This is a genomic window from Nakamurella multipartita DSM 44233, from assembly GCF_000024365.1.
Classification (GTDB): Bacteria; Actinomycetota; Actinomycetes; order Mycobacteriales; family Nakamurellaceae; genus Nakamurella; species Nakamurella multipartita.
This window is the reverse complement of record NC_013235.1, coordinates 2,967,814-2,988,144: the sequence shown is the minus strand read 5'-3', so window position 1 is coordinate 2,988,144 and position 20,331 is coordinate 2,967,814. Positions and strand designations below refer to the sequence as shown.

Sequence of the window (20,331 nt, the reverse complement as noted above, 5' to 3'; positions counted from 1 at the left end):
TCCTGGGCAGGCTGCGGACCCACCTTGTCAGGGGCTCCCAGGTTTCGGGGTGGCGTTGCCCGCGGAGCCCGGTCAACCGGATCACCGGATCGACGGGTGAACCGGCCGGGCGGGCGGTCGGGCCGTGTCGGGCATCGGTAGTGCGATCTTGGGCGGCCACGGGCTCAGCCGGCCTTCGGGGCGCGCGCCGCGCGCAGTTCACGCAACCATTCGACGGCGCGGTCGTGTCGGCTGGTGCGGAACCCGAAGTCCCCAAGCGCCTCCGCGTACAGCTTCCTCGTGGCTTCCGGGTACGACCACGGCTTGTTCTTGAGCAGCCGAGGGTCGAGGACCGCGACCATGCCGATGTCGGTCTCCCGACGGATCAGCCGACCCACGGCCTGATGGGTGAGCACGGCGGCATCGCCGGCGTAGACCCGCCGGTCGGCCTGCCAGCGGTTCAGACCGTCCGCCTCGAGCTGTTCGACGCGGGCCTGGCCGAGCGGGTTCTGCGGGGCCCGGGGGATGCGGTCCAGGACCACCAGGGTGCAGGTCAGGCCCGGGGCGTCCAGCCCGGTCATGAACGAGCGGGTGCCCACGAGCACCGCGCTGTGGTCCTCGCGCCACAGGGTCGCGGTGGCCCCGGCCGGACGGCCGTCCCACTGCGACATGACCCGCCAGCGGCCCTTCGCCGCGAGCCTCAGCGCGTCGGCGTAGAGCCGGCCGGTCCGCGCGGTCGCGACCAGGATCAGCGCCGATCCGCCGTTCGCGTCGACCAACTCGGTGATCCGGCGCGCCGCCCACTGCGGATGCTCGGCCGTGTTCAGCCGCACCCGGCCACCCGGCCCCCGCTCGGTCAGGGCCGGCAGGTCCGTGTCGGTGAGGGTGGGCACATGCACGGCGGAGGCCCCGAACGCCGCCAACAGCGGGGACTTCAACACGGCGGGCCGGGCGGAGACACCGACCTCCCGCGCGAACCCGACCGGCAGCGTCGCCGACACCAGGCAGACCGACAAGGGTTCGACCACTCGGGATCCGGCCACGTCGGCGGCGCCGGTGGATGCCGAGATGTCGGCCGGGTCGGGGTCGAAGTCGACGGTTCCTCGGTTCTGCTGGGCGAGTTGGTCGGCCCGGTCGACCGGTTCGGTCACCCAGACCTGATGTCGCAGGGCGTCGGCGACCTGCGCCGGTGACGCCTTGACGACCCACGACCGGTCCTCCTGCTGTTCCAGCCACCGAGCGACGCCGGTCCGGTGGGTGCTCACGGCATCGACCGCGGACCGGAACGCGCTGAGGCGGTTGACGAGCCGCAGGTGCAGCCGCTGCCTGTCGGTGTCCCCATCTTCGGGCAGCCCCAGCGCGCGGATCACTCCGCCGACGCCGGTGGTGAACGCGACAAGGTCGTCCGCCGCGTCACCGAAGGGGCTGACGCCGTCGCCCAGGCGTACCTGTTCCTTTGCGGTCCCGGCGGCCGCCGTGAGCGCGACATCCAGGCGGGATGCCAGCGCGCCGGCGCCGCCCAACCGGGCCTTGAGGGCAACCGCGGTGTCGCTATCGAGCTTGCCGCTCCCGTCCGACCATTGGTCGACGCCCTGTTCGACGTCTCGGACCAGATTCAGCAGCCGGCGCCCGGACATCGTCGACTCGCCCTGCTTGCGGACCGCATCGGGCAGCCCGTGGGCCTCGTCGACGACGATGTGGTGGAAGCGGCCCAGTGATCGGCTGGACAGCACGACCGGAACTTTCTTGGCGGCCTGGATGCCGAGCAGCGTGTGGTTGGTGACCACGAGATCGGCGGTCGAGGCCCGCTGTTTGGCGGCCAACGGCCGGCAGAACTCCAGCAGCGGGCACCGGTTCCGCAGGCAGTCGGTGGCGGACACCGAGACCGACTGCCACTGGCGTTCGGTGATCGGGTGCGGGTAGCTGGGCCGGTCCGCGGGTCCGACGGTGGCCGACGCCCGCAACGCCCATGCGGCGGGGCCGAGGGCGTCCCTGGGGTCGGTCAGCTGTCCGTCGACGGTGATCCTGGTGCGCGTCGGCATGCCGGAGACGGCTTCCTCGGCCGCGTCGGCCAGGTCGAGCAGACCGTCCCGAGTGACCGGGACCGGCGCGTGAAAGTCGTCGAGCAGGGCCTGCAGGACCCGGACCGCGCTCATCGCACATGCCGTGTTCTGCCACCCCTTGTACACGGCGACCGACACCGACTGCCCGGTGACCGATTCCACGGCCTCGGTGATCACCGGTGCGTCCTTGTCGGCGATCTGCTGTTGCAGCGACAGTGATTCGGTGGAGATCACCGTCCGCTCATCACATCTGGCTGCCCGCAACGCTGCCGACGCCAGGTATGCCAGGGTCTTGCCCGTACCGGTGGGTGCCTCGACCGCGCACTGACCGGTCTGCTCCATCGCGGCCAGCACCCGGCACGACAGATCGAGCTGGGCGGCGCGGGGACGGAACACGGCGCCACCGGTGGCCAGCTCGACCGCGCAATCCAGGACCTGACGATGCTCGTCGTCGATCACCGCTGCTCACCGGACCCGTTCCGGGGCGGGCCGGGCGGTGGGTCGGCCAGGAACGTCCGGCCCAGGGTCAGGCGGTGGGCGACCCAACTGCGGAGCGGACGCAGCCACCGGCGGCCCGCCCAGGCGGACAGGTCAGGCCCGGGACGCCGCGACTGTCGCACCGTGTGGAACAGAACCCAGAACGTGCCGCAGGCCAGGGTCAACGGCGGGACGAGCGACAGCATCGTCGTGCCCAGCACGGCGACCCACCAGTGCAGGTGGGTCACGGTGAACCAGGTGCGGCCGGCCAGCGCCAGCAGCATCGGCGCTGCCACCAGCAGGACGAGCGCCGGGTCGGGCCACGACGTCACGTCCAGGGCGGTCAACACCCACGCGTGGGCGCCGGTGACGGACCCGGCGACCAGGCACGACGCCGGGACGCCGACCGGCCGCGGAGCCGCCCGGCCGTCGGTGAGGTCCTCGGGCGATCGATCAATCGGGCATCGCTTGCCTCCGAGCGGAGTGTCCTGGCCGCTCATGCGGCGGCCGCCGCTCGCGTACCGGACACTCGTTCGGCGTCGATGATGAGCCGGGCCAGGGCCGCGGCCACGGCCTCCGGGGTGTCTCCCACTGGGGCGCCCGGATAGCGGGCGGCCAGGTTCAGGATCCGGTGCAGCCGTTGCTGGGCGGCCCGCTCCGTCCCGGCATCCCGCGGACCGGACTGCACCGGTGCGGATTCCGACGGGACGTCCGCCAGTGCTTCCACATAGGCCGACGTCAGGTCGCGCGCCACCCGCTCCCAGCCGGGATCCCCCGGGGCGCGGGAGAACAGGAGGTCTTTCGCTGTTTGGGTGACCACATGCGCGATCCGCGGCCGCGGCGTGACGCTGGCCAACACCAGCATCGCCGCGATGAGCGGCGGCTCGGCTCGCAGGACGAGCAGGTCCGATCGCCGGTAGCTCGAGGTCAGATGGGCGGACAGCGCCCGCTCGACGGCGCCGACAGCCAGGTCGGCCCGCATGCCGACAATCCGGTTGATAGTCCGGGTCACGAACGCCGGGTCGGCGATCACCGCGGCCGCGAGCCGGTCGGCGTCCGGGCCGCAGCGGTGCGCCAACGAGGGCAGTCCGAGTTCGTGGGCGCGCCACCGAGCGCACGATTGCAGCGCCGCACCGGGTTTGGACACTGCCAGCCGTTCGTCCTGCCAGGGTGGGCGTTCCGGCTCCGCGCCGGCCGGGTGATCGGCCGGTTCCGGGTCCGGGGTCGCGCCGGCCGGTCCGATCGGAATAGGCAGGTCCATCCCGGTTCGGGTGCGGGCGCGACGCGCGGTGCGGACGCTGGTCTTGACCACACGGATGGCGAGCTGCCTGATCCAGCCGTCGATCTCCCCCAACCGGGCGACCTCCCGCAAGTCCAGGCCGCCACTCTCCGGCGGAGTCTGGGCCTTGCGGAGCATGGTGTCCCGCAGGTGGTCCAGTGCGTCGTCGAACAGATGCAGGCACGATCCGACCTCGGTGCCGGTGACCTGACGCAGAATCGGCGACATCCAGATGAGCTGACCGATCGCCGCCCTGGCCGAGCGTTCGTCGACGGCGCCTTCCACTGACCGCCGGGCCAGCACGACCGGGTCAGGTGCGCAGTGCAGTGTCCTCGTCACACCCAGTTCATGCGCGGCACGAACCCTGCGCCCGCAGACGGTCCGGCAACCCCGGGCCCGAGCCGTCACCCCGGCCGACCGGTCAGTTCTCGGACGGAATCCCCGTCGGCGACGCGGGACGGGAGCCCGTCGGGGTGGTGGAGAACAGCTTCGCCTGCGCAGGTGGCACCTTGATCTCGACCTCGACGGCGCGTTCCCGTAGGTCGAAGTAGATGCCGACGGTGCCACGCAGGACCTGCTTGGTCGTCGGGTCAATCAGGGCGCGGTTGCTGCGCCAGTTGGGTTTCCCGTCGGCCAGGTGGGGGCCCTCGGTGAGCGCTTCCAGGCGGTGCGCGGTGGGCTCCACGCCCATCATCGCCAGGCCCTGCCGGGCGTCCCTGTCGGTATTCATCGGCAGCAGCAGGACCCGGCTGACGTAGGAGTCCACGCCGGCGTTCTCACCCTCGATGCCCTTCTGCGTGTACATGATCACCAGCACGTCCATCGACCGGGCCGTCTTGCCGACCTCGGTGATGCCGGAGCCGGTGCTCAGCACCGTCCACGCCTCGTCCACGTGCAGCACCCCGCCGCGGCCGGCCATTGCCCGCACGGAGCCGAGGGTGACGCGGCGGATCAGGTTCACCGTGGCCCGTTCCGGCGCGGTGTAGTCCGCCGGATTCTTCTGCTCCGGCGGCAGCGACAGCGCCGATCGGCCGACCTTGATGTAGGTCAGCCCGTCGAACGTGCCCAGGCCCGGCGCGGCCGGGTCGAACCCGATACAGGACCGGAACAACGGCGACGACTCGGCCAGGTCGAACACCGGCTGGATCACCTCGCGGGGAGCGCCCCGCTCCACCGCGATCCGCAGCGCCTGACCGGTGCAGCGGGCGCCGGCGCTCGCGCCGACCTTCAGTGCCTTGAGCAGCGCCGTGTAGTTGTCGTCCGCCCGCGACCCCCACGGGTTCACGAACATGATCATTTCGGCGGCCTCGTCGATGTGCCGATCCGGCTCGTCGGACCGCATCGGGTCCAGCACGCCGTCGGTGGAGATCAGGTCGTCCAGGGACACCACCCGCCCGCCGGCAGCCAGCACCATCGCTGAGAAGTCCGAATTCACCTTCGGATCAAAGATCACCTGTGGAATCAGATGCCCGTCGTCGCGTTCCTTGGCGAACTGGTAGGCCAGCCACTGCAGCGCGAAGGACTTGCCCGAGCCGGTCTGGCCGATCACCAGCATGCAGGTCGCCCGGTCGGTGCGGGACGCCTCGGTCCGCGAGACGTAGCTGGGCTGCCGGTCCGTCACCGTCAGCCCGATCTGCGCGCCGTCGGTGTCACCGACCCTCGACAGGCCGGCGATGCCGGAGTAGGCGATCGCGGGTGCTGGCAGGTCGTGCAGGTGCGGATTGGACAGGACGGGGCTGGCCAACCACATCTCCGCCATTCCGACGGTCTGGGGCTAAGCCATTTCGGCGAGTTCGTAGGGCTGAGAGGTGCTTCGGCGGGACAGATCCTGACGACCGCCATTCAAGGCAGCCAGCACGCTGCTGTCGATCAGGCTCGGCGGTCCCCCGGTCTGATAGGCCTGCTCGAACTCGGTGACTTCGTGGAGCATCTCGTCCTGGTCCCCGCGGTTCATCTTGCCCTGGGCCAGGCGCTCGGAAACGTCCGCCTCATACTGCTTTCGGACGCGGCGCAGCTCCGCGGCCGTCACCTTTGCCGGTTCCACGAGCCCCTGGATGGACAACGCGAGAAGGTTCTCCCGCCGCAGGTGGGCCACCCACCGGGTCCAGGGGTCGTCCGCGGACCCCAGCCCGATCAACACCTGGCTGACCGAGGCCACGGTCAGCTGGTACTGGCCGGGCAGATCGGTCCACTGGGCGCAGTCGCTGACGCCGATCCGGGCCGCGGCCTCGGTGCTGTTCACGTCGTCGAAAACATGCAGGTGCGCCGGATGGGAGAGCATCGGTGTGCCGCGGTTGCGGCGCGTGGACCACCAGGAGGCCAGCACGTCCAGTTCGTCGTCGCTGGGCACGGACAGCCCGCACCGGGACAGGGTCTGGGACACCCGGGCGAAGTCCTCGTCGAAGTCGGACAGCGGGATGCCCTGGGTGGACATGAACGTGACCATCGAGTCGAGTGCGGAGCGGAATCCACCCGATCCCATCCGCGGCGCCAATCGCACGCCCAGCACCAGGATCCGCTGCGGGACCGGCTCGCCCGCGAAGGCCGTGTTCTGGAACGTACCCAACGCACCGGAGTTGCTCGATCGGTACACCCCGGGCAGGTTCACCAGCAGCAGCCGCACCCGGCGGTAGGTCGACTTCGCGGACTGCCGCCGGTTGAACCTGGGGGTGGCCATCGCCGCGAGCTGATCGAACGCGTTGCGCAAGGGGTGCCCCGGAAGCAGGGACTCGGCGACGGATTTCGCGTCCTCGACGATGCCCAGCGGCACGGTGTAGTACAGCCACAGGCTGCCGTCGGTGCCCTGGACGCGGCCGCCGGACAGCGTTCCGCGGACGGTCGTCGGCCAGTCGGGTTGGGTGTGCGCGCTGGGCAATTCCAGCGTCCTGGGCCTTCCTCTCATGCCCGCCTTCCCCCCGGCCGTCGGTCCTCGTCGGGGTTGGTCTGGGGCGCCCGGGCCGGTGGATCCATCCCGGCGGGATGCAGGTCGTCCCACCGACGTCGCGCCGCAGCGCAGATCCCTGCGATGTCGAACCGGAGGGGCGCGGTGCGGGTCGCCGGCGTGATGTCGCCGGTCATCCGGCACCGCCCGTCGAGATGACCGTGCGGGTCGTGGTTGTCGTGGCCGTGATGGTGGGAGTCGCCGTGCCGGTCGCTGACGGGTCCCGCCCGTCGACGGGTGCGACCGGGGCGGCGGTGTTCTCGGGGAGTTCGGCGGGGACCGCGTTGACGAACGGGGTCAGTGTCGGGCCGGCGCCCGGGCCGCCCCAGGCGACCACCCGGGGTGCGCCGGTGTCGGCGTCGATGACGAGCAGGTCGTAGGAGATCGCCGCCTGCGCCGGGGCTGTCGGCCCTGCCGAGGCTGGGGTGCCCTGCCAGACCAAGGTGAGACGGGCTCGGACCAGCATCCGGCCGTCGGGTTCCTCGCCGTCCGCGACCGGCCAGGTGGCCGCCTGCTCGGTGGTCACCTCGACCGACTCGACGCCGGTCAACGGCAAGTACGCGTGCGTGGTGTCCCGGTCGGCGACGGCCAGCCGTAGCTTGGCCCGGTCGCCGGCGGTGAACGCCGACGCCCAGGTGTTCACCGCGTCGGCGACCGGTTGCGGCGGGCGGCCGATCACCAGGCCGGTCCATTCGGTGGTGCCGCCGGCACGGGAGGCGACGGACGACGCCGCGCCGCCGGGCAACGGCACCAACGACGGCGTGCCGACCGCCGAGACCCCTTCGCGTGGATCGAGGGTCACCATTACGGTGGCCTCGTACAGCCCGCCGTTGCGGTCGGCGACCACGAACGTGTTCCGCTCGGTCGGCGCCCCGGCCGCGGCGCCGCCGGCGCCGGTGGTGGGCACCGGGCCGGCGTCCGCACCCTCCCAGTGGACGATCTGCGCGCCCGGCATCACCTGCGGCAACCACCTCCACAGTTCGGTTGTCGCGACGGCCTGCCCGGCGGACGACCGCTGGGCAGTGTCCGCCGAGCGCCCCGCGGAAGGCGAGGTCCCCAGGGTTACCAGCAGGGCCAACGCCAAAATCGGGTTGAGCACGACGCCGGCCAGGATGGCCCGCCGGTACCACCGGTAGCGGCGGGCGCCCTTCGCCTCGTCGGGTGGGCGGACCGCCGGGACCTCGGTTGCCGTTCCCCACCCGCTCAGCGGGTTCGGGCGGCGTCTGGTTCGTCGCGTCACCGGTCTGGTCCTCCTCGACGATCTGTCGGGCGAGCGGGCGGGCGGGGCGGATGTGTTGTCCGTCAACGGGTCAGGGTGGTTCCGAGTCGGCGGATGCCGGCTCGGGCGGCCGCCGCGACGTCACCGGCCAGGTCGGTTGACAGGAATTCCAGGACGGCGAGGTCGCTGGTCTGTTCGGCCAGCGACCGGCGCACCCGAGGGGACGGGTGGGTCGCCAGCGCATCCGAGCAGTCCGGGCAGCGCTCCACCCCCGGCGGAACCTGGTTGTGGCAGGGGCGCCAGCAGGTTCGGCAGCGGCCGGGTGCGTGCAGGTTCCGGTGGCGGTCCTGTTGCGCCGGGAACCAGGAACGGCACCGTGGCATCGCGGTTCAGGCTCCCCTGGCCAGGTCGACCACCCGCTCGACGCGGGCGACGGTGGCGTCGGACAACGCGGCCACAGCCGCCACCGTCGCCTTCGTCGCCACGATGTCCACCGTCGGCCGTCGGCCGTCGACCGCGCCCAGTTCGGACAGGATGGTCCACAGACTCAGCGTCCGGCGTCGTTCCATGAACGCGACCTCGGCCATCTGGTCAGCGCGGTCCATGCCTCGCAGGGCCAGCACGTCGTCCAGGGCGGCGGTCGCGGTGCGCGGGGCGGTCAGCGCGGCCACGGTCAGCGTGGCAAGGTCCACCCCGGAACCGAGAACCGCGGCCAGCAGGCGCAGGTCGTCCGGATCCGCTGCGGCCAGTGCCCGGGACCGATGGACCGCCCGGCGGATGAGCACCCGTTCGGCGCGTTGCCGATGGCGGCTCGGCCGGCGGTCCTGACGTTCCTCGTCATCGCCACCGCGAGGCGGGTCGCTCCCCTCGTCGTCGCGGTTGTCGCCGCGTGGGTGCCGGGTCGTTGACGTCGGATCGTCGGGCGGATCGGCCGCCAGGTCAGGGAAGTCGAATCCACCCGGGTCGTCGACGGCCACCGTCGTCGACGGCTCGATCAGGACGTTGGTCATGCCGTCGATCAGTCGCAAACCGTCCTGCCGTCCGGCATTCCCGCTGCCGGCCCAGCGTGGGCAGCGCATCGTCGGGGCCCGGCGGGGTCGGTTGGACCGCCCGGCGGGCGGGTGTCAGCGTGCGGCGCGGAGCACCGAGATCGCCTCCTGCAGGATGTGAAACAGCGCCGGATCACCACCGCTGTCGGGGTGCAGGACGCGAGCCACTCGGCGGTAGGCGCGGTCGATGTCGTCGATCGGGGTGGCGGCCGAGAGGAGTTGGCCGCTGTGCTCGGTCAGAAAGGCCAGCGCCCGCGCGAGGGTCATCGGATCGTTGCCCGGCGCTCCCTGCCCGGGCGGGAGCGCGGCGAAGCCGACGTACTGCTCGCCGCGCCGGGTAATGCCGTACCGCTCGACCCGCCGCAGCGCCTCCAGGCCCAGCGCGACCGCCCTGAGGTTCTCCTGCCAGGTGACGAACCGGTCGGTGGCATACCGGAGCGGGCCGTGGCCGGTGTGCGGCAGGGACAACACGACGCCGGGATGGCCGGCCCGGGCGGTGGCCCTTGGCCGGCCGTCGATCCGGAACTGGGTCGGGTCGATCGCCACCTCCAGGACCGGGTGCCGAGCGCCGATCGCGTCCAGTTCGCGGTCCAGGATCCGCAGCGTCGACGCCAGCGGCGCGGTAAACGGCGAGACCACCCGAGCCGCGTCCGGAGTCAGCCGGCCGGGCCAGGTGGTCAAGGGCCGGATGGCCAGCGATTCGGGGTACTGGGCGGTGACCATGGTCGAACTCCCGGAACTCGATTGTGCAGCTGTCGATGTGGTGGTCGGCCCGGAAAAGGCGGCTCGTCCGAGCGGTCGTGGTTCTCGATTGGCGAGTTGCCGGGTTCATGCGCGGTGAGCGAGCGACCATCCGGGTGATGGTTCGAGGGTCACCGGCGCGGAGCCGACTCGCAGGAGACCCGGACCCTTTGGACGGGCCCGGCCGACACCTCGCACTGGGTGCCCAGCCAATCGGCCCGCACCGTGCCCTCCAGTCCCGGCCGCACGGCCACGACCAGAGGTCCGCACAGGCCGTCGTCCCGGCAGGACGCGGCCGATGGGTTGGTCACCACCTCGCTTCCGTCGCCGGGCACGGTGACAAAGGTCCTGGCGGGGTAGCCGGTTCCGTCCTCCAGGATGACCAGCACGCCGGTTTCCTGCGGCGTCATGGTCAGGTGCTGGTAGGGGAACGTGTACTCGGCCACCGCAACCGGGTCCGCGACCGGAGCACCGCCCACCGAGACCCCCCGGGCGGCCAGGCCCGCGGAAACGGTCGCAGCCGCGACGGCGAATATCGTGAGGGCCCCGGCCGGCCGGGCACCGAGCGTCATCGCTCACCCCGCGACCGCCACGGTTCGGCTTGGTCAACCGATGGCGTGACCCGGTGGGTCTCGGCCGAACCATGACATCGCGAGCAGCAGCCCGCTGCGCGATCGGGCCCGCTCGTTGCGCATTCGGCGAACCCGGTTCCGCAGAAGGCGCAGTCACCGCCGAACACCCGTGCCGGGTGCTCGGCCGATTCCACCACCAGAAAGCCCATCGTCGACTCGCTCAGTCGTCGTTGTCGTGGGGCAGGCCGAGATCGACCACGTGCCGGATCACCCGGGACTTGCGGGTGGCGCCCGACTTGGCCTGGAAGGACTCGGTCTCCACCCACACCAGCACCCGGTGTCCGAGCAGCCGTTCCAGGCGCTTCGCGATGGCCTTGCCGACCAGGCTGTCGGTGCGTTCGGTCAGGGCCTGCTCGGTGCCGTCGGGGGCGTACTCCTCGTGCACCCGGGTGCGGAACGTGACCTGCTTGCGGGTGGTGGAGACCTTGCCGCCGCCATTGCGGGACTGCCCCATGTGCTCGTCGACCGCCAGCACGGTGCCGGTGAACGTGCGGGTGTTCGGCCCGAGCACCTGCTCGATCGCCTTATTGAACCAGGACTTCTCGTCGGTGAGCTCGACCGCGATCTCCACCGTGCGCAGCTGCACCCGGGCCGCGTGCACAGCCGCCTCCTCGGGCGACGCACCCTTGGGGCCGGCCGCGGCGTACGCGGCGGCCAGCACCGCGGCTCGTGATTGGTTGTCCAGCACAACGGTCATCGGATCGCTCCCTGTCTGCTCGTTTTCGATCTGATTCGTCCGGACCGGGTATGACGCGACTCCCGACGGATCGAACTGTTCGGTCGTCCAGTTCGTGTGCGGTGCCGGCGGATCGCCCACCCCGCCGACCGGGCGAGGGGTCAGCCGCCGACGACGGCCGCGTAGTCACCGTCGAAGGTGGCCTCGCCGTCGTCCCACAGCTCGACGGAGAACCGGCAGATCGCCGCGACCCGCTTGCGCGCCGCCTCGTGCCAGCCCCGCAGGTCGTCCGCCGTCCCGGTCAGCGGCACCGGCAGGGAGTCGACCGTGGTGTGCAGCGCCCCACGGGCCCGCGTGTTCATGCCCTGCTGCCAGTTGGTGGACCCGGTGTAGTCGCGCTGCACCTCGGCGACGATGCTGCCGAACAGCCGAGCCAGTCCCCGGACCCGGCGCGCCGTCAACGGAAGGCCGGCCTTGGACAGCTGCTCCACCGTCATCGACACGATCCCGAACACCCCGATCGCGGCGAAGCTGTTGGGGTTCAGGGTGTCCCGGCTTTCGGGCACCTCCAGGAACGGCTTGTCCTCGTACAGCAGCGCACCCATGTTCGTCTCCTTCGTCGTGGTTCCGATGCGGTCGCCCGCGTCGAGTCCGGCGCCCGGGCCGACAACGGCCTGGCAATCGGTTCGTCCGTCCCCGTCTTGCCCGGCCAGATCGGCGTGCAGGGCGTCGTAGTCGAGGTCCTCCCGGTCGAGCCCGTGGCGTGCATCGGATTCGTGCGCGGCCCAGTCGTCCTCCCCCGACCGACCGGCCGGCGAGCAGCTCGGACGGTGTCGGCGGACGGGGATCGGCAGGTCGACCGCGGTTGGCAGGCCCTCGATCCGGGCGACCTTGCGCTCCCGGGCGGCCGTGGGGCAGGTGGCGACCAGCGGGCACCAGCCGCACAGCGGGGTCGCCTTCGCCGGCCACGCGGCGTCGTCGGCGTAGGAGTTCATGCGCCGCCACGCGGACTGGAAGCGTCGGGTGGTGGCGTCCAAGTCGGGGCCGCGCATCGGCACGCGTACCGACTTGGCGAGCTTGTCTCGCGTGTAGTACACCGATCCGCGGAACCGCTTGTCCGAGCCGAGCTTCTGCGCCAGCCCGATGCGGTACATGCGGATCTGGTCGTGATGATCGTTCACCGCGCCGAACGGGGTGTAGGGCAACCGAGCCCCGGTCTTGTAGTCGACGATCTCCAGCCAGCGTCCGTCGTCGTCCTCGGCCTGCGAGACCATGTCGATGAAGCCCTTGAACGGCACGCCGCCGATGAAGACGTCGTCCAACCGGAGTTCGGTCTTGTGCACCACGATCTTGCGCGGGTCGACGATCCCGAACAGACCCATGAAGGCGCTGTCCACCAGGGCAAGCCATTCCGGGGTCCGCTCCACCGGCAGGCCGGGCCAATGCTTGTCCGGATTGGGCGAGGTCAGGTCGACCATCAGCTGGTACATGATCCGGCGGGCGGCCAGCGGGGTCCGCTTGGTGCGAGCCAGCTGCATCAAACGTTCCATCACTGTGTGGGCGACCGTGCCGACCGGGGCCGGAGCGAAGGGGTCCTCGGACTCCACCCCCATGCGCAGCACCCGCTCGCCCACATACCGGGCAGCGCACGAGGACACCGACTTGGCCACCGACGCCGACAACCGCGGACGACGGACGTCGGTATTCACCGACGACGACGTCACCAGCAACCGGTCGTCGTCCCACGCCAGCACGTCTGGCGGCGCGAGCGCAGGCGACACCAAGGAACCCATGCCCGTCCTATGCCGCCTCGGCCGGCGTCGGTTCGCCGGGGGCATGGGCGCGACTCCGGACGCCGCTGGGCGATCAGCTTCGGCTCACCCGACCGCTGCTGGCCCGACGCGCGGCCATTTCCGCGGCGGCGCGATCGGGCGAGTACCCCTGTCGACGCCATTTCAGGGCGGTCGGAGCGTCCATGCCGGTGCGGTCACGCGACCAGGTTTGTGCTTCTTCGGGTGTGACACCGGCGTCCGCGAAGTGCAGGGCATCGTTCGGCTGGATGCCCTGCCACTGCTCGCCGTCCATACCGATGTCCTTCCAGACCGGGTCCCTGGCCGGAAAACCACGCACGACCGGGTTCTCGGAGTTGCTGAACACGACAGCGACCTGCCCGTCCGGGAAGTAGTCGACCGTATGCGTCCATCCCCCACCGGCGTACCGGGTGGCCGAGCTGACCGAGCCATCGGGACGCACGTAGCTGACCGCCGGCTCACCCCCGGGTCCATCCCGCAACTCCTCGAAGCGCGGCACGTTCGCCTGCCACGTGCCGTTCGGCCCGACCGGCGGAACCACCCACGACTCGCGACGCGCGACGACACCACGGCGGATCCACCTTCCGCCATCGTCGCCGGCAGTCACGACATGACTGCCGTCCCGCGGGTCGACATGACTCAGCGCCCCACCTGGCGGGAAGTACGTCCGCTCGGACGCGTCCGCTCGCCGCCAGGACTCGATCGATCCGTCGGGGTGATACCTCACCGCCGCCGGAGTTCCGTCCGGCCAATCCGCGGCCACGCCGAGCACCAGGTTCGTCTCGCCGAGCAGTTGCCCGTCTGACCCGAACTCGCGGCGGATCTCGGAGGCGCCGCTCTCGCCATCAGGGTGCGGATCAGTCGCGTCGTCATGGGCGACGCCGAGGCTGAGGGCCGGCACCGTCCGCTCGTCGGCAGCGAACTGGCCGCCGGACCGGACACCGGCAGGCACACGATTCTGGTTCATGCCCGGCACATGCGCGGCCCAGACCCGACACGGCTGGAGACGCGGCGACCGTCCGTCTCGGATGGTGAGCCTGATCGTCGCTGATTGTCGAGCCGGACCGGCGCGACCGACTCAAGTAGCCGAGGATCCGTCCCCGTACGTACTTCACGGCAAGACACGGGCGGCAAGATCGTCAAGTTGGACCGCGCACGGAAGCGCCCGGTGGCGCGGCTCATCGATTGACCCGATACTCGGAGTCACCGGGGAGGGGCAGCCATGGAGACGAGTTCAACAACGCAGGCGCCGCGGCAGGGCATTCCCGCAAGACTACGGGTCACTTCTCGCTGCGCGAGTGGCGCAAGCACGAGAGCATCGATCGCTGAAACAGCAAGGACAATTGGAGTCAGCATCTGCGCCGGTTGAGGAACGGGGCAAGGGCAAGCTCCCCAGGATAGCGCAGCCGGTCATCATCCGCAGGTAGGAGACACCGTCACGCACAGAATCAAGTACGCGGCTATTACCCACGGCGAGGTTTGCTCGCCACTCCCCAGACGTCTGGAACGGATCCCCAACGGAAGTCACGGATACTGCACGGACTACGCGCGGACCGTCTGGAAAGTAGTATAGGAGATAGTATCGGAGCCCCAGGGCAGGAAGGCTGAGAGAGTACTCATGGATTGGCACACTGCGCGAAGAATACCGACATTTAGGCGGGAGTCCTGGCTCTACGTTTCTCACCAGCCACCTGATCGGCTTGTCATATTCGTTCACGGCTTCATGGGCAAATCGGTAAAGACGTGGAGACAATTCGACGCTGGCGGCGGAGTAAGTGACTGGTGGCGCAAGTCAGATATGCTATTTTTCGGCTACAGTTCCCTTAGCGACAGCGTCGCGGCTACGTCGAATCGACTACGTCAGCTACTCTTTGACTTCTACCCACACCCGCCGACCGGCCCTCTTTTTCTTGACAACTCACCAATCCGACCTCATATCGAAATGCCTTATAAGGAGTTGGTCATCGTGGGCCACTCCCTGGGTGGCCTTGTGGTTCGGTGCGCACTGCTATATATCGCTGAAAACTGGCACAAACCGCATTCAGGTGCGGAAAGCCCGCCTCCGGATGTACTTTCAGCACGCGTATTCCTGTTCAGCCCTGCCACTGGCGGATTCCGCCCTTCCGGCAAAGTCGCGCTTGCGCGAGAGCTTGGACTCTTGAGATTCGCCGAGTTGCGATTGAACATGGCGCCTGCCTACCTTGAACTGGCAGTGAACTCTGCGACACTGAACTCAATCAGGACTAGAACCAGGACCTTGCTCGACGAGTTTGGTAACGAAGGTCTTCAGGCCCTCAGGCCAACAGTCCTTTTTGCGAATCCTGACGATGTGGTCAATTACGACACGTACTGGCATGACACACAGCATGACTCACAGGATGGCAGAAGCCACTCCTCGGTCTGCAAGCCGAATCAGTCATACTGGGCACCCTGGTACATGGTTGAAGCTAATGTAGCCAGGATTAGGGTCGAGCGAGATAGGGTGCACCAAGCGTGAGGAACGAACCCGCCCGCGGCGCAGCCGAGATGGCTTCCCACGCGTTTTGCGCCGACATCGTAGAACCGATCACAGAGCGTATCGAGTCATTGCGACACCTTCGAGACCGCACCGATCAAGAACTCGAGCAGGCATTGGCAGTCTACATGCGCGAGCTGTTGACTTGGCTAGATACGGGAGCCTCTCTTAGATTCTTTGAACTAAATGCGATGTCCTATGGATTAGCCGCCCGAGCACTTGAGCTTTACGCCTCCATTCCCGATTATCACCAATCATGGGGACGACCATTGGCCGACCTGCCGTTTCAGAGGGCTTGGATTGAGGCTTCGATTCCATCGGCGACACAAACCCTAGTGGGGCTCAACATTGCAACAGTGCCATCGTCGGGCCGCAAATCGCCAACCGAGTCGTTTAGGCGCGACTTTGCGAGGATCATGACGCAGAGTTCCGATGATGATTACCCGGTGATTTACGCCAGGGCAAAGCCAGATCTTCCCTTCTATACAATAGTACAGGATTCTATAGACGACGTCCGCCAGCCTCTACTGAACCAAGCGAGCATGATTTTCTTTGCAAGCGATATCACTTGGAGGCAGGCGATCGTTGACGCTCAACTCTGGATAGCAACCATCCTTGAGACCGGTTCGCTCATAGATCATGATCACCAATCTCCGGACGCGATTGAGGACGTTTGGTGGCTGGCGCAAAGTGATCAGCTGGATGAATCCGTAGACCAGATTCGCACGATATCGCTATTGCCGGCAAAATGGCGCTCATCAGCACCATGGTCATGGCCCGAAACGAGCGAAAAAAGCAGCAACCGTGGCGCAGAGCTTCGAATCCTGCTGCAAGCATACGCAGCCGTTACGCTGAGCCCAGGAGAGATCGAAGAGCTTGTTGCGGCCGGGATCGATTCTGCGAGTTCCCCTACGCTGACAGACGTCGTGGAAAATTACGATTCAATCCGCGACGAGGTTCGGAACTGGGGACGCAAGAGCCGCATACTTCTCTAAGAAGTGCTTGACAGGCTCAGAGCGAATCAAGGTCCAAGACATCCGCTCTTCGAGAGTGCATTTTCTGGGTTGGAGACGAATGCGCTCCTCAAGCGATACCATATCCGTGGGTGACCCGCGATGGTTAGACCGCCACGCGCAGTGTGAGTGTCCATACGCATACTAGTTAGTTTGGTTGGCGATCCCCCAATCGCTCCAGACCGACTTCGCCACCCACGATCTGATCAAGAGGGAACGGCACTGCTTCAAGGCCGTAGGCCCGGACGACCGGTCGCAGATGCTGACCAACCTGATGGCGCTTCCACGGGTCGCCGTCGGGGCAGGTGAGCCCTTCGGCCCAGACGGCGGCCCAAGAGGTGTTTTGCCGGGAGCCGTAGGGGATCAGGTCGGGTTGGTGGCGTTGGGCGATCTTGAACGCGTTGGCCGGGTCGAGCAGGACGTACAGGTGGTCGTTCTTGGCGACGAGGCTGCCGATGCGGGTGCCGCCGGGTCGGAGGGCTCCGTCTCCGGCGGCCTGCCAGCCGAGCATGGTCGCGGACACGGTCCCCTTGCCTTCCTGCAGGGGCGGCTGGGTGGGGGTGTCGCGGGCTTCGATGTAGGCGGCTCCGGCGCGCAGTGCGGCGCGGACCGCGGCGAGCAGGGCCCGGCCCGGGGTGTTCTGGTGGATCCGCAGGGTCTCGGCGAAGACGTGGTCGAAGATGTCGTCGATCCAGCCGTCGACCCGTCGGTGGATCTCTTCGAGCCCGAGCATCTGCGCCAGGTAGCCCAGGGGTAGCAGGCCGATGGCCAGGTCGGCGGCCATGTCCATCTGCCGGCGGGCGCTGCCCTCGGCGCCGAGCCGTTCGACGCCGTCGCGCATCAGGTCGTCCTTGCGGGTCTGCCAGAGTCCGGCGGCGAGTTCCCAGTTGTCGCCGGCGACGCGGGCCATGGCGCGGATCGCGCCGAAGGTCACCATGGCGGCCTCGCCGGTGTCGTCGCGGATCTCGTCGGCGGCATCCACCTCATTTCCGAGCAGCGACCCGGCCTGGAAGGTCAGGTTGACGGCCCGGTTGGCGGCGGAGTTAGTGGACACCTCGTTCTCGGCGGTGCCGACGATGACGGCCCTGGGTGGTTGTTCGCGGCGCTGGGTCATGTCGGTGGCGGTCATCATCATGCGGGCCCGGTTGGCCTGGTTGTGCACCGCGCGCAGCAGGTCCTCCATCAGCGCCTCGTTGGACTTGGCCCGCCGATCGTCGGAGGAAGGGGCGAGGTCGTCGACCACCCAGATCGGGGTTCGAGACAGCGAGTACTGCGTGCTGGCCATCGTGTCGAGCATCGACCCGGGCAGCAGCGACGGCTTCCAGGTGCCGGGGGCGTGCTGCCAGAAACTCATGATCAGGCTGGCCATGTGACTCTTGCCCTTGCCCGACGCCCCTGTGCACATCACCGGGGTGTTGTACGGCAGCGGGACGATGGGGCGGAGCGCGGTGGCCAGCGCGATCGCAGTGTACCGGGGGTTGGTCCAGACCCGGTCGTAGGCGTGCACGACGTTGCGCAGCGCGGTCCGCAGGTGCTCGTCGTCGGCGGGTTCGATGACGCCGAACAGGTTGGCCTTGGCCAGGATGTCGGGGCTGACGCCGGGGGTGGCCTTGGCCGGCATGAGCCCGTCGGCGCCGATCACCTGGGCGCCGACCAGGAACACCGGGTGGCCGTCGTCGGTGGGCACCCAGCCCATGTGTCCCCACCGGGACTGGCGGGTCGTCTCGCGGGGGCGGTGGGCCTTGATCGCGGCCAGCCATTTCATGTCGCACGGCCAGGATGGGTGGGCCTTGACAGCGCTGGGGACGTTTCCGCCGACGCGTTCGGTGTGCCAGGAGGCCGGGTTGTCGACCAGCAGGGAGTCGGGACCGGTGATCCGATGGCTGACCCGGTCGCCGTCCTGGTCGATCCAGTAGACCTCGATGACGACGGTTGCCCGCACGGAACTTTCGGCCTCGGCGCTCTGGTCGATCAGTCCGGTGCGGATCTCCAGGGCGGAGGCGTTGCGCTGGTCGTTGACGGCGACGACGCGGCCGGCGATGTGGCTGTTAACCCGCCAGCCCGCGGGTTTGCCGCTGCGCGTGTCGGAGTCGTGCCATTCCTTGACGACGCAACGCTTCTCGTCGACCTCGAGGGTGCCGGTGGGTCGACGTTTGCCGCGCGGTCGGGGCGGCAGTTGCTGCCGCAGCAACGGCGGGAGGGTATCCCAGCCGCCGGCCTGGCCGAGGTAGTCGTCCAGCCCTTTCGGCCCGGCGGCCGGACCGTCGGGTTCGGGAACGTCGTCGTCGGTGTCGTCAGGTTCTTCCTCGGGCGTGACGGCGATGTTGGCGCTGTCGTCGTCGGACAGGGCGGCGGGCGCGGTTGCCGCGCCCAGGTCCAGTAGCTTGACCTGGGCGCGGCGTCGGCTGGACAGGTAGGTCCACGCCTGGTCGGCCTGGTCCCACACCTGCGGGTTGCGGTGCACGTCGCCGTCCGGCGTGAGCCAGACCCGCTTGTCCCGCAGGTTCACCTCGGCCCATTCCGGGTTGTGGTGCCAGTTGGCGATCCCGGTGACGGTCAGGATCAGGGTGCGACGGTCCGCGGGCACCCGGTCCATCAGTTCCCGCAGCCGGGCCAGCGCCTGCCGCTGGGTCGGCGGCATCGAGGCGGGGAACGACAGGTCGTCGCGGGTGATCCCGGCGGCCAGCAGCAGGGCGGTGAGGGCGGCATCACCCTTGAGGGTTCCTTCGGTGATGAGCGCGACCGGCGCGTCGTCCCAGTCGCGTGGGGTGGCCGGGTGCACGTCGATGATGGAGCCGGCAGTGGACCCGGTCGGCCGCAGGGTCTCGTACTTGATCACCCGGACCTTGCCGGAGGCACGGTCGGTCTCGGTCCGCGGGTGGGCCGGCTTCAGTTCGATCAGGAACGGGCGGAGCCGCCCATCCGACCCGTCACTCGATGACTCCCAGACCCGGCCCGACGCGGGCAGGTACCGGGGCATCACCATCGAGCCCATGCGCAGCGCGGCCCGCAGCTGTTCGCCGGTGCGGCCGCGGAAGTTCACCCCGGCCAGGTCGGCGCAGACCTTCTCGGCGGCCTGGTCGGCGTGCCAGTAGCCGCGAGCGGCGGCGACCAGCGGCGCCACCCGGGAGTCCTGCAGTTTGGCCGCGCCCGGTCCGGCGACGACCTGCCGGTAGACGTCCAGCTCCCAGGAGCCGACCGGGTCCGTTCCGGGGTCGCCGGGCGTCGTCGGGCCGGCGTGGTGCGCGGTGGGAATGTCGGTCACACCGATTCCTATGCCATGGGCCAGCCGACCGGTGACCGACGTGCCGTCGTCGGACCAGGGGGGCGGGGTGATCGGCCCGTGCCGAGGTCTCGGTTGACGGCCGCCGCGGCGCACGTCGGCTGTGCTGTACGAGGCTTACAGGCCGGTTCCGACTTGTTGTCGCAGCTCACGACCTTCTCCGACCCCTTCTGTATGTATGTATGTATCTATTTCTTTATTGAAAGAGAAAGAGAAAGAGAAGAGAAGAAAGGGGCGGACACACACACTGTCCCCACCTCCCATAGAGACCACGTCGCGCACGTGCGCGCGAGCGAAGGCCGCTGACCTGCGACGATCCGTTGGAACCGCAGGTCAGCGGCGGTACACCGACCTAGCGGAGAAGCCTCGGCCGTCCAGACGGCGCAGCTGCTGAGCCTGCGCGATCGCCGACGAGAAGGTCGGCCAGCCCGGGTCGGACCCACTCGTGACCGGGCGTTTGGAGCCGCTCATTTTGCCGCTCGCCGCCGAAAACCCTGTTCCGCGAGTGCCGGACGCGGCTCGGTGTCGACGACCGCGCAGCGGGCGCATCGGCGACTCACCGGCGGCGGCGTCCGGCTCCGCCCGGCCGCGGGCCCGACCTCGCGCGCGTACACGCGAGGGGCACCGGACATCGCCTGCCGCGGCACTTTCCC

General features: G+C 69.1%; 15 protein-coding genes. 1 reads left to right on the top strand and 14 read right to left on the bottom strand.

Translation table 11 applies throughout. From position 1 onward, the window contains the following. Positions 1-164 precede the first annotated feature (164 nt). The 13 genes from NAMU_RS13440 to NAMU_RS13385 all read right to left on the bottom strand — a co-directional run bounded on the left by NAMU_RS13440 (position 165) and on the right by NAMU_RS13385 (position 13,843). Entirely contained in the window at positions 165-2,501 is a 2,337-nt protein-coding gene (locus NAMU_RS13440; RefSeq protein WP_015747948.1) for an ATP-dependent DNA helicase, read from the bottom strand. Next, entirely contained in the window at positions 2,498-3,019 is a 522-nt protein-coding gene (locus tag NAMU_RS13435) for a hypothetical protein (RefSeq protein WP_015747947.1), read from the bottom strand. The genes NAMU_RS13440 and NAMU_RS13435 overlap by 4 nt, the downstream gene beginning before the upstream one ends. After that, entirely contained in the window at positions 3,016-4,137 is a 1,122-nt protein-coding gene (locus NAMU_RS13430) for a hypothetical protein (protein WP_138180190.1), read from the bottom strand. The genes NAMU_RS13435 and NAMU_RS13430 overlap by 4 nt, the downstream gene beginning before the upstream one ends. A gap of 82 nt (positions 4,138-4,219) precedes the next feature. Next, entirely contained in the window at positions 4,220-5,542 is a 1,323-nt protein-coding gene (locus NAMU_RS13425; protein WP_169312498.1) for an ATP-binding protein, read from the bottom strand. A 30-nt stretch (positions 5,543-5,572) separates the two neighbouring features. Then, the gene (locus tag NAMU_RS13420) at positions 5,573-6,673 is read right to left on the bottom strand and encodes a hypothetical protein (RefSeq protein ID WP_041368912.1); all 1,101 of its coding nucleotides are present in this window, start codon (positions 6,671-6,673) and stop codon (positions 5,573-5,575) included. A gap of 199 nt (positions 6,674-6,872) precedes the next feature. Then, complete coding sequence (locus NAMU_RS13415) at positions 6,873-7,979, bottom strand: hypothetical protein (protein WP_015747943.1); 1,107 nt, start codon at positions 7,977-7,979, stop codon at positions 6,873-6,875. Between the two features lie 62 nt (positions 7,980-8,041). Then, a complete protein-coding gene (locus NAMU_RS29325; RefSeq protein WP_015747942.1) occupies positions 8,042-8,227 on the bottom strand; it encodes a hypothetical protein in 186 nt (61 codons plus the stop codon). Positions 8,228-8,347: 120 nt separating this feature from the next. Then, positions 8,348-8,968, bottom strand: a complete 621-nt coding sequence (locus NAMU_RS13410) for a hypothetical protein (RefSeq protein WP_041368910.1) — start codon at positions 8,966-8,968, stop codon at positions 8,348-8,350. Between the two features lie 114 nt (positions 8,969-9,082). Next, entirely contained in the window at positions 9,083-9,730 is a 648-nt protein-coding gene (locus NAMU_RS13405; protein WP_015747940.1) for a J domain-containing protein, read from the bottom strand. 149 nt (positions 9,731-9,879) lie between these two features. Beyond that, the gene (locus NAMU_RS13400; protein ID WP_015747939.1) at positions 9,880-10,320 is read right to left on the bottom strand and encodes a hypothetical protein; all 441 of its coding nucleotides are present in this window, start codon (positions 10,318-10,320) and stop codon (positions 9,880-9,882) included. A 220-nt stretch (positions 10,321-10,540) separates the two neighbouring features. Further along, positions 10,541-11,077 carry a hypothetical protein gene (locus NAMU_RS13395; protein WP_015747938.1) on the bottom strand — a complete coding sequence of 179 codons (537 nt, stop codon included), beginning with the start codon at positions 11,075-11,077 and terminating at the stop codon, positions 10,541-10,543. A 140-nt stretch (positions 11,078-11,217) separates the two neighbouring features. Further along, entirely contained in the window at positions 11,218-12,849 is a 1,632-nt protein-coding gene (locus NAMU_RS13390; RefSeq protein WP_015747937.1) for a RecB family exonuclease, read from the bottom strand. A gap of 73 nt (positions 12,850-12,922) precedes the next feature. Then, entirely contained in the window at positions 12,923-13,843 is a 921-nt protein-coding gene (locus tag NAMU_RS13385) for a hypothetical protein (protein WP_138180188.1), read from the bottom strand. 1,517 nt (positions 13,844-15,360) lie between these two features. Here NAMU_RS13385 and NAMU_RS29320 point away from each other — a divergent pair. Further along, positions 15,361-16,377, top strand: a complete 1,017-nt coding sequence (locus NAMU_RS29320) for a hypothetical protein (protein WP_138180186.1) — start codon at positions 15,361-15,363, stop codon at positions 16,375-16,377. Between the two features lie 166 nt (positions 16,378-16,543). Here NAMU_RS29320 and NAMU_RS13380 read toward each other — a convergent pair whose 3' ends face one another. Next, positions 16,544-19,660: a hypothetical protein gene (locus NAMU_RS13380; RefSeq protein ID WP_015747933.1), complete on the bottom strand. Its 3,117-nt coding sequence runs from the start codon at positions 19,658-19,660 to the stop codon at positions 16,544-16,546. Between the last annotated feature and the right edge of the window lie 671 nt (positions 19,661-20,331).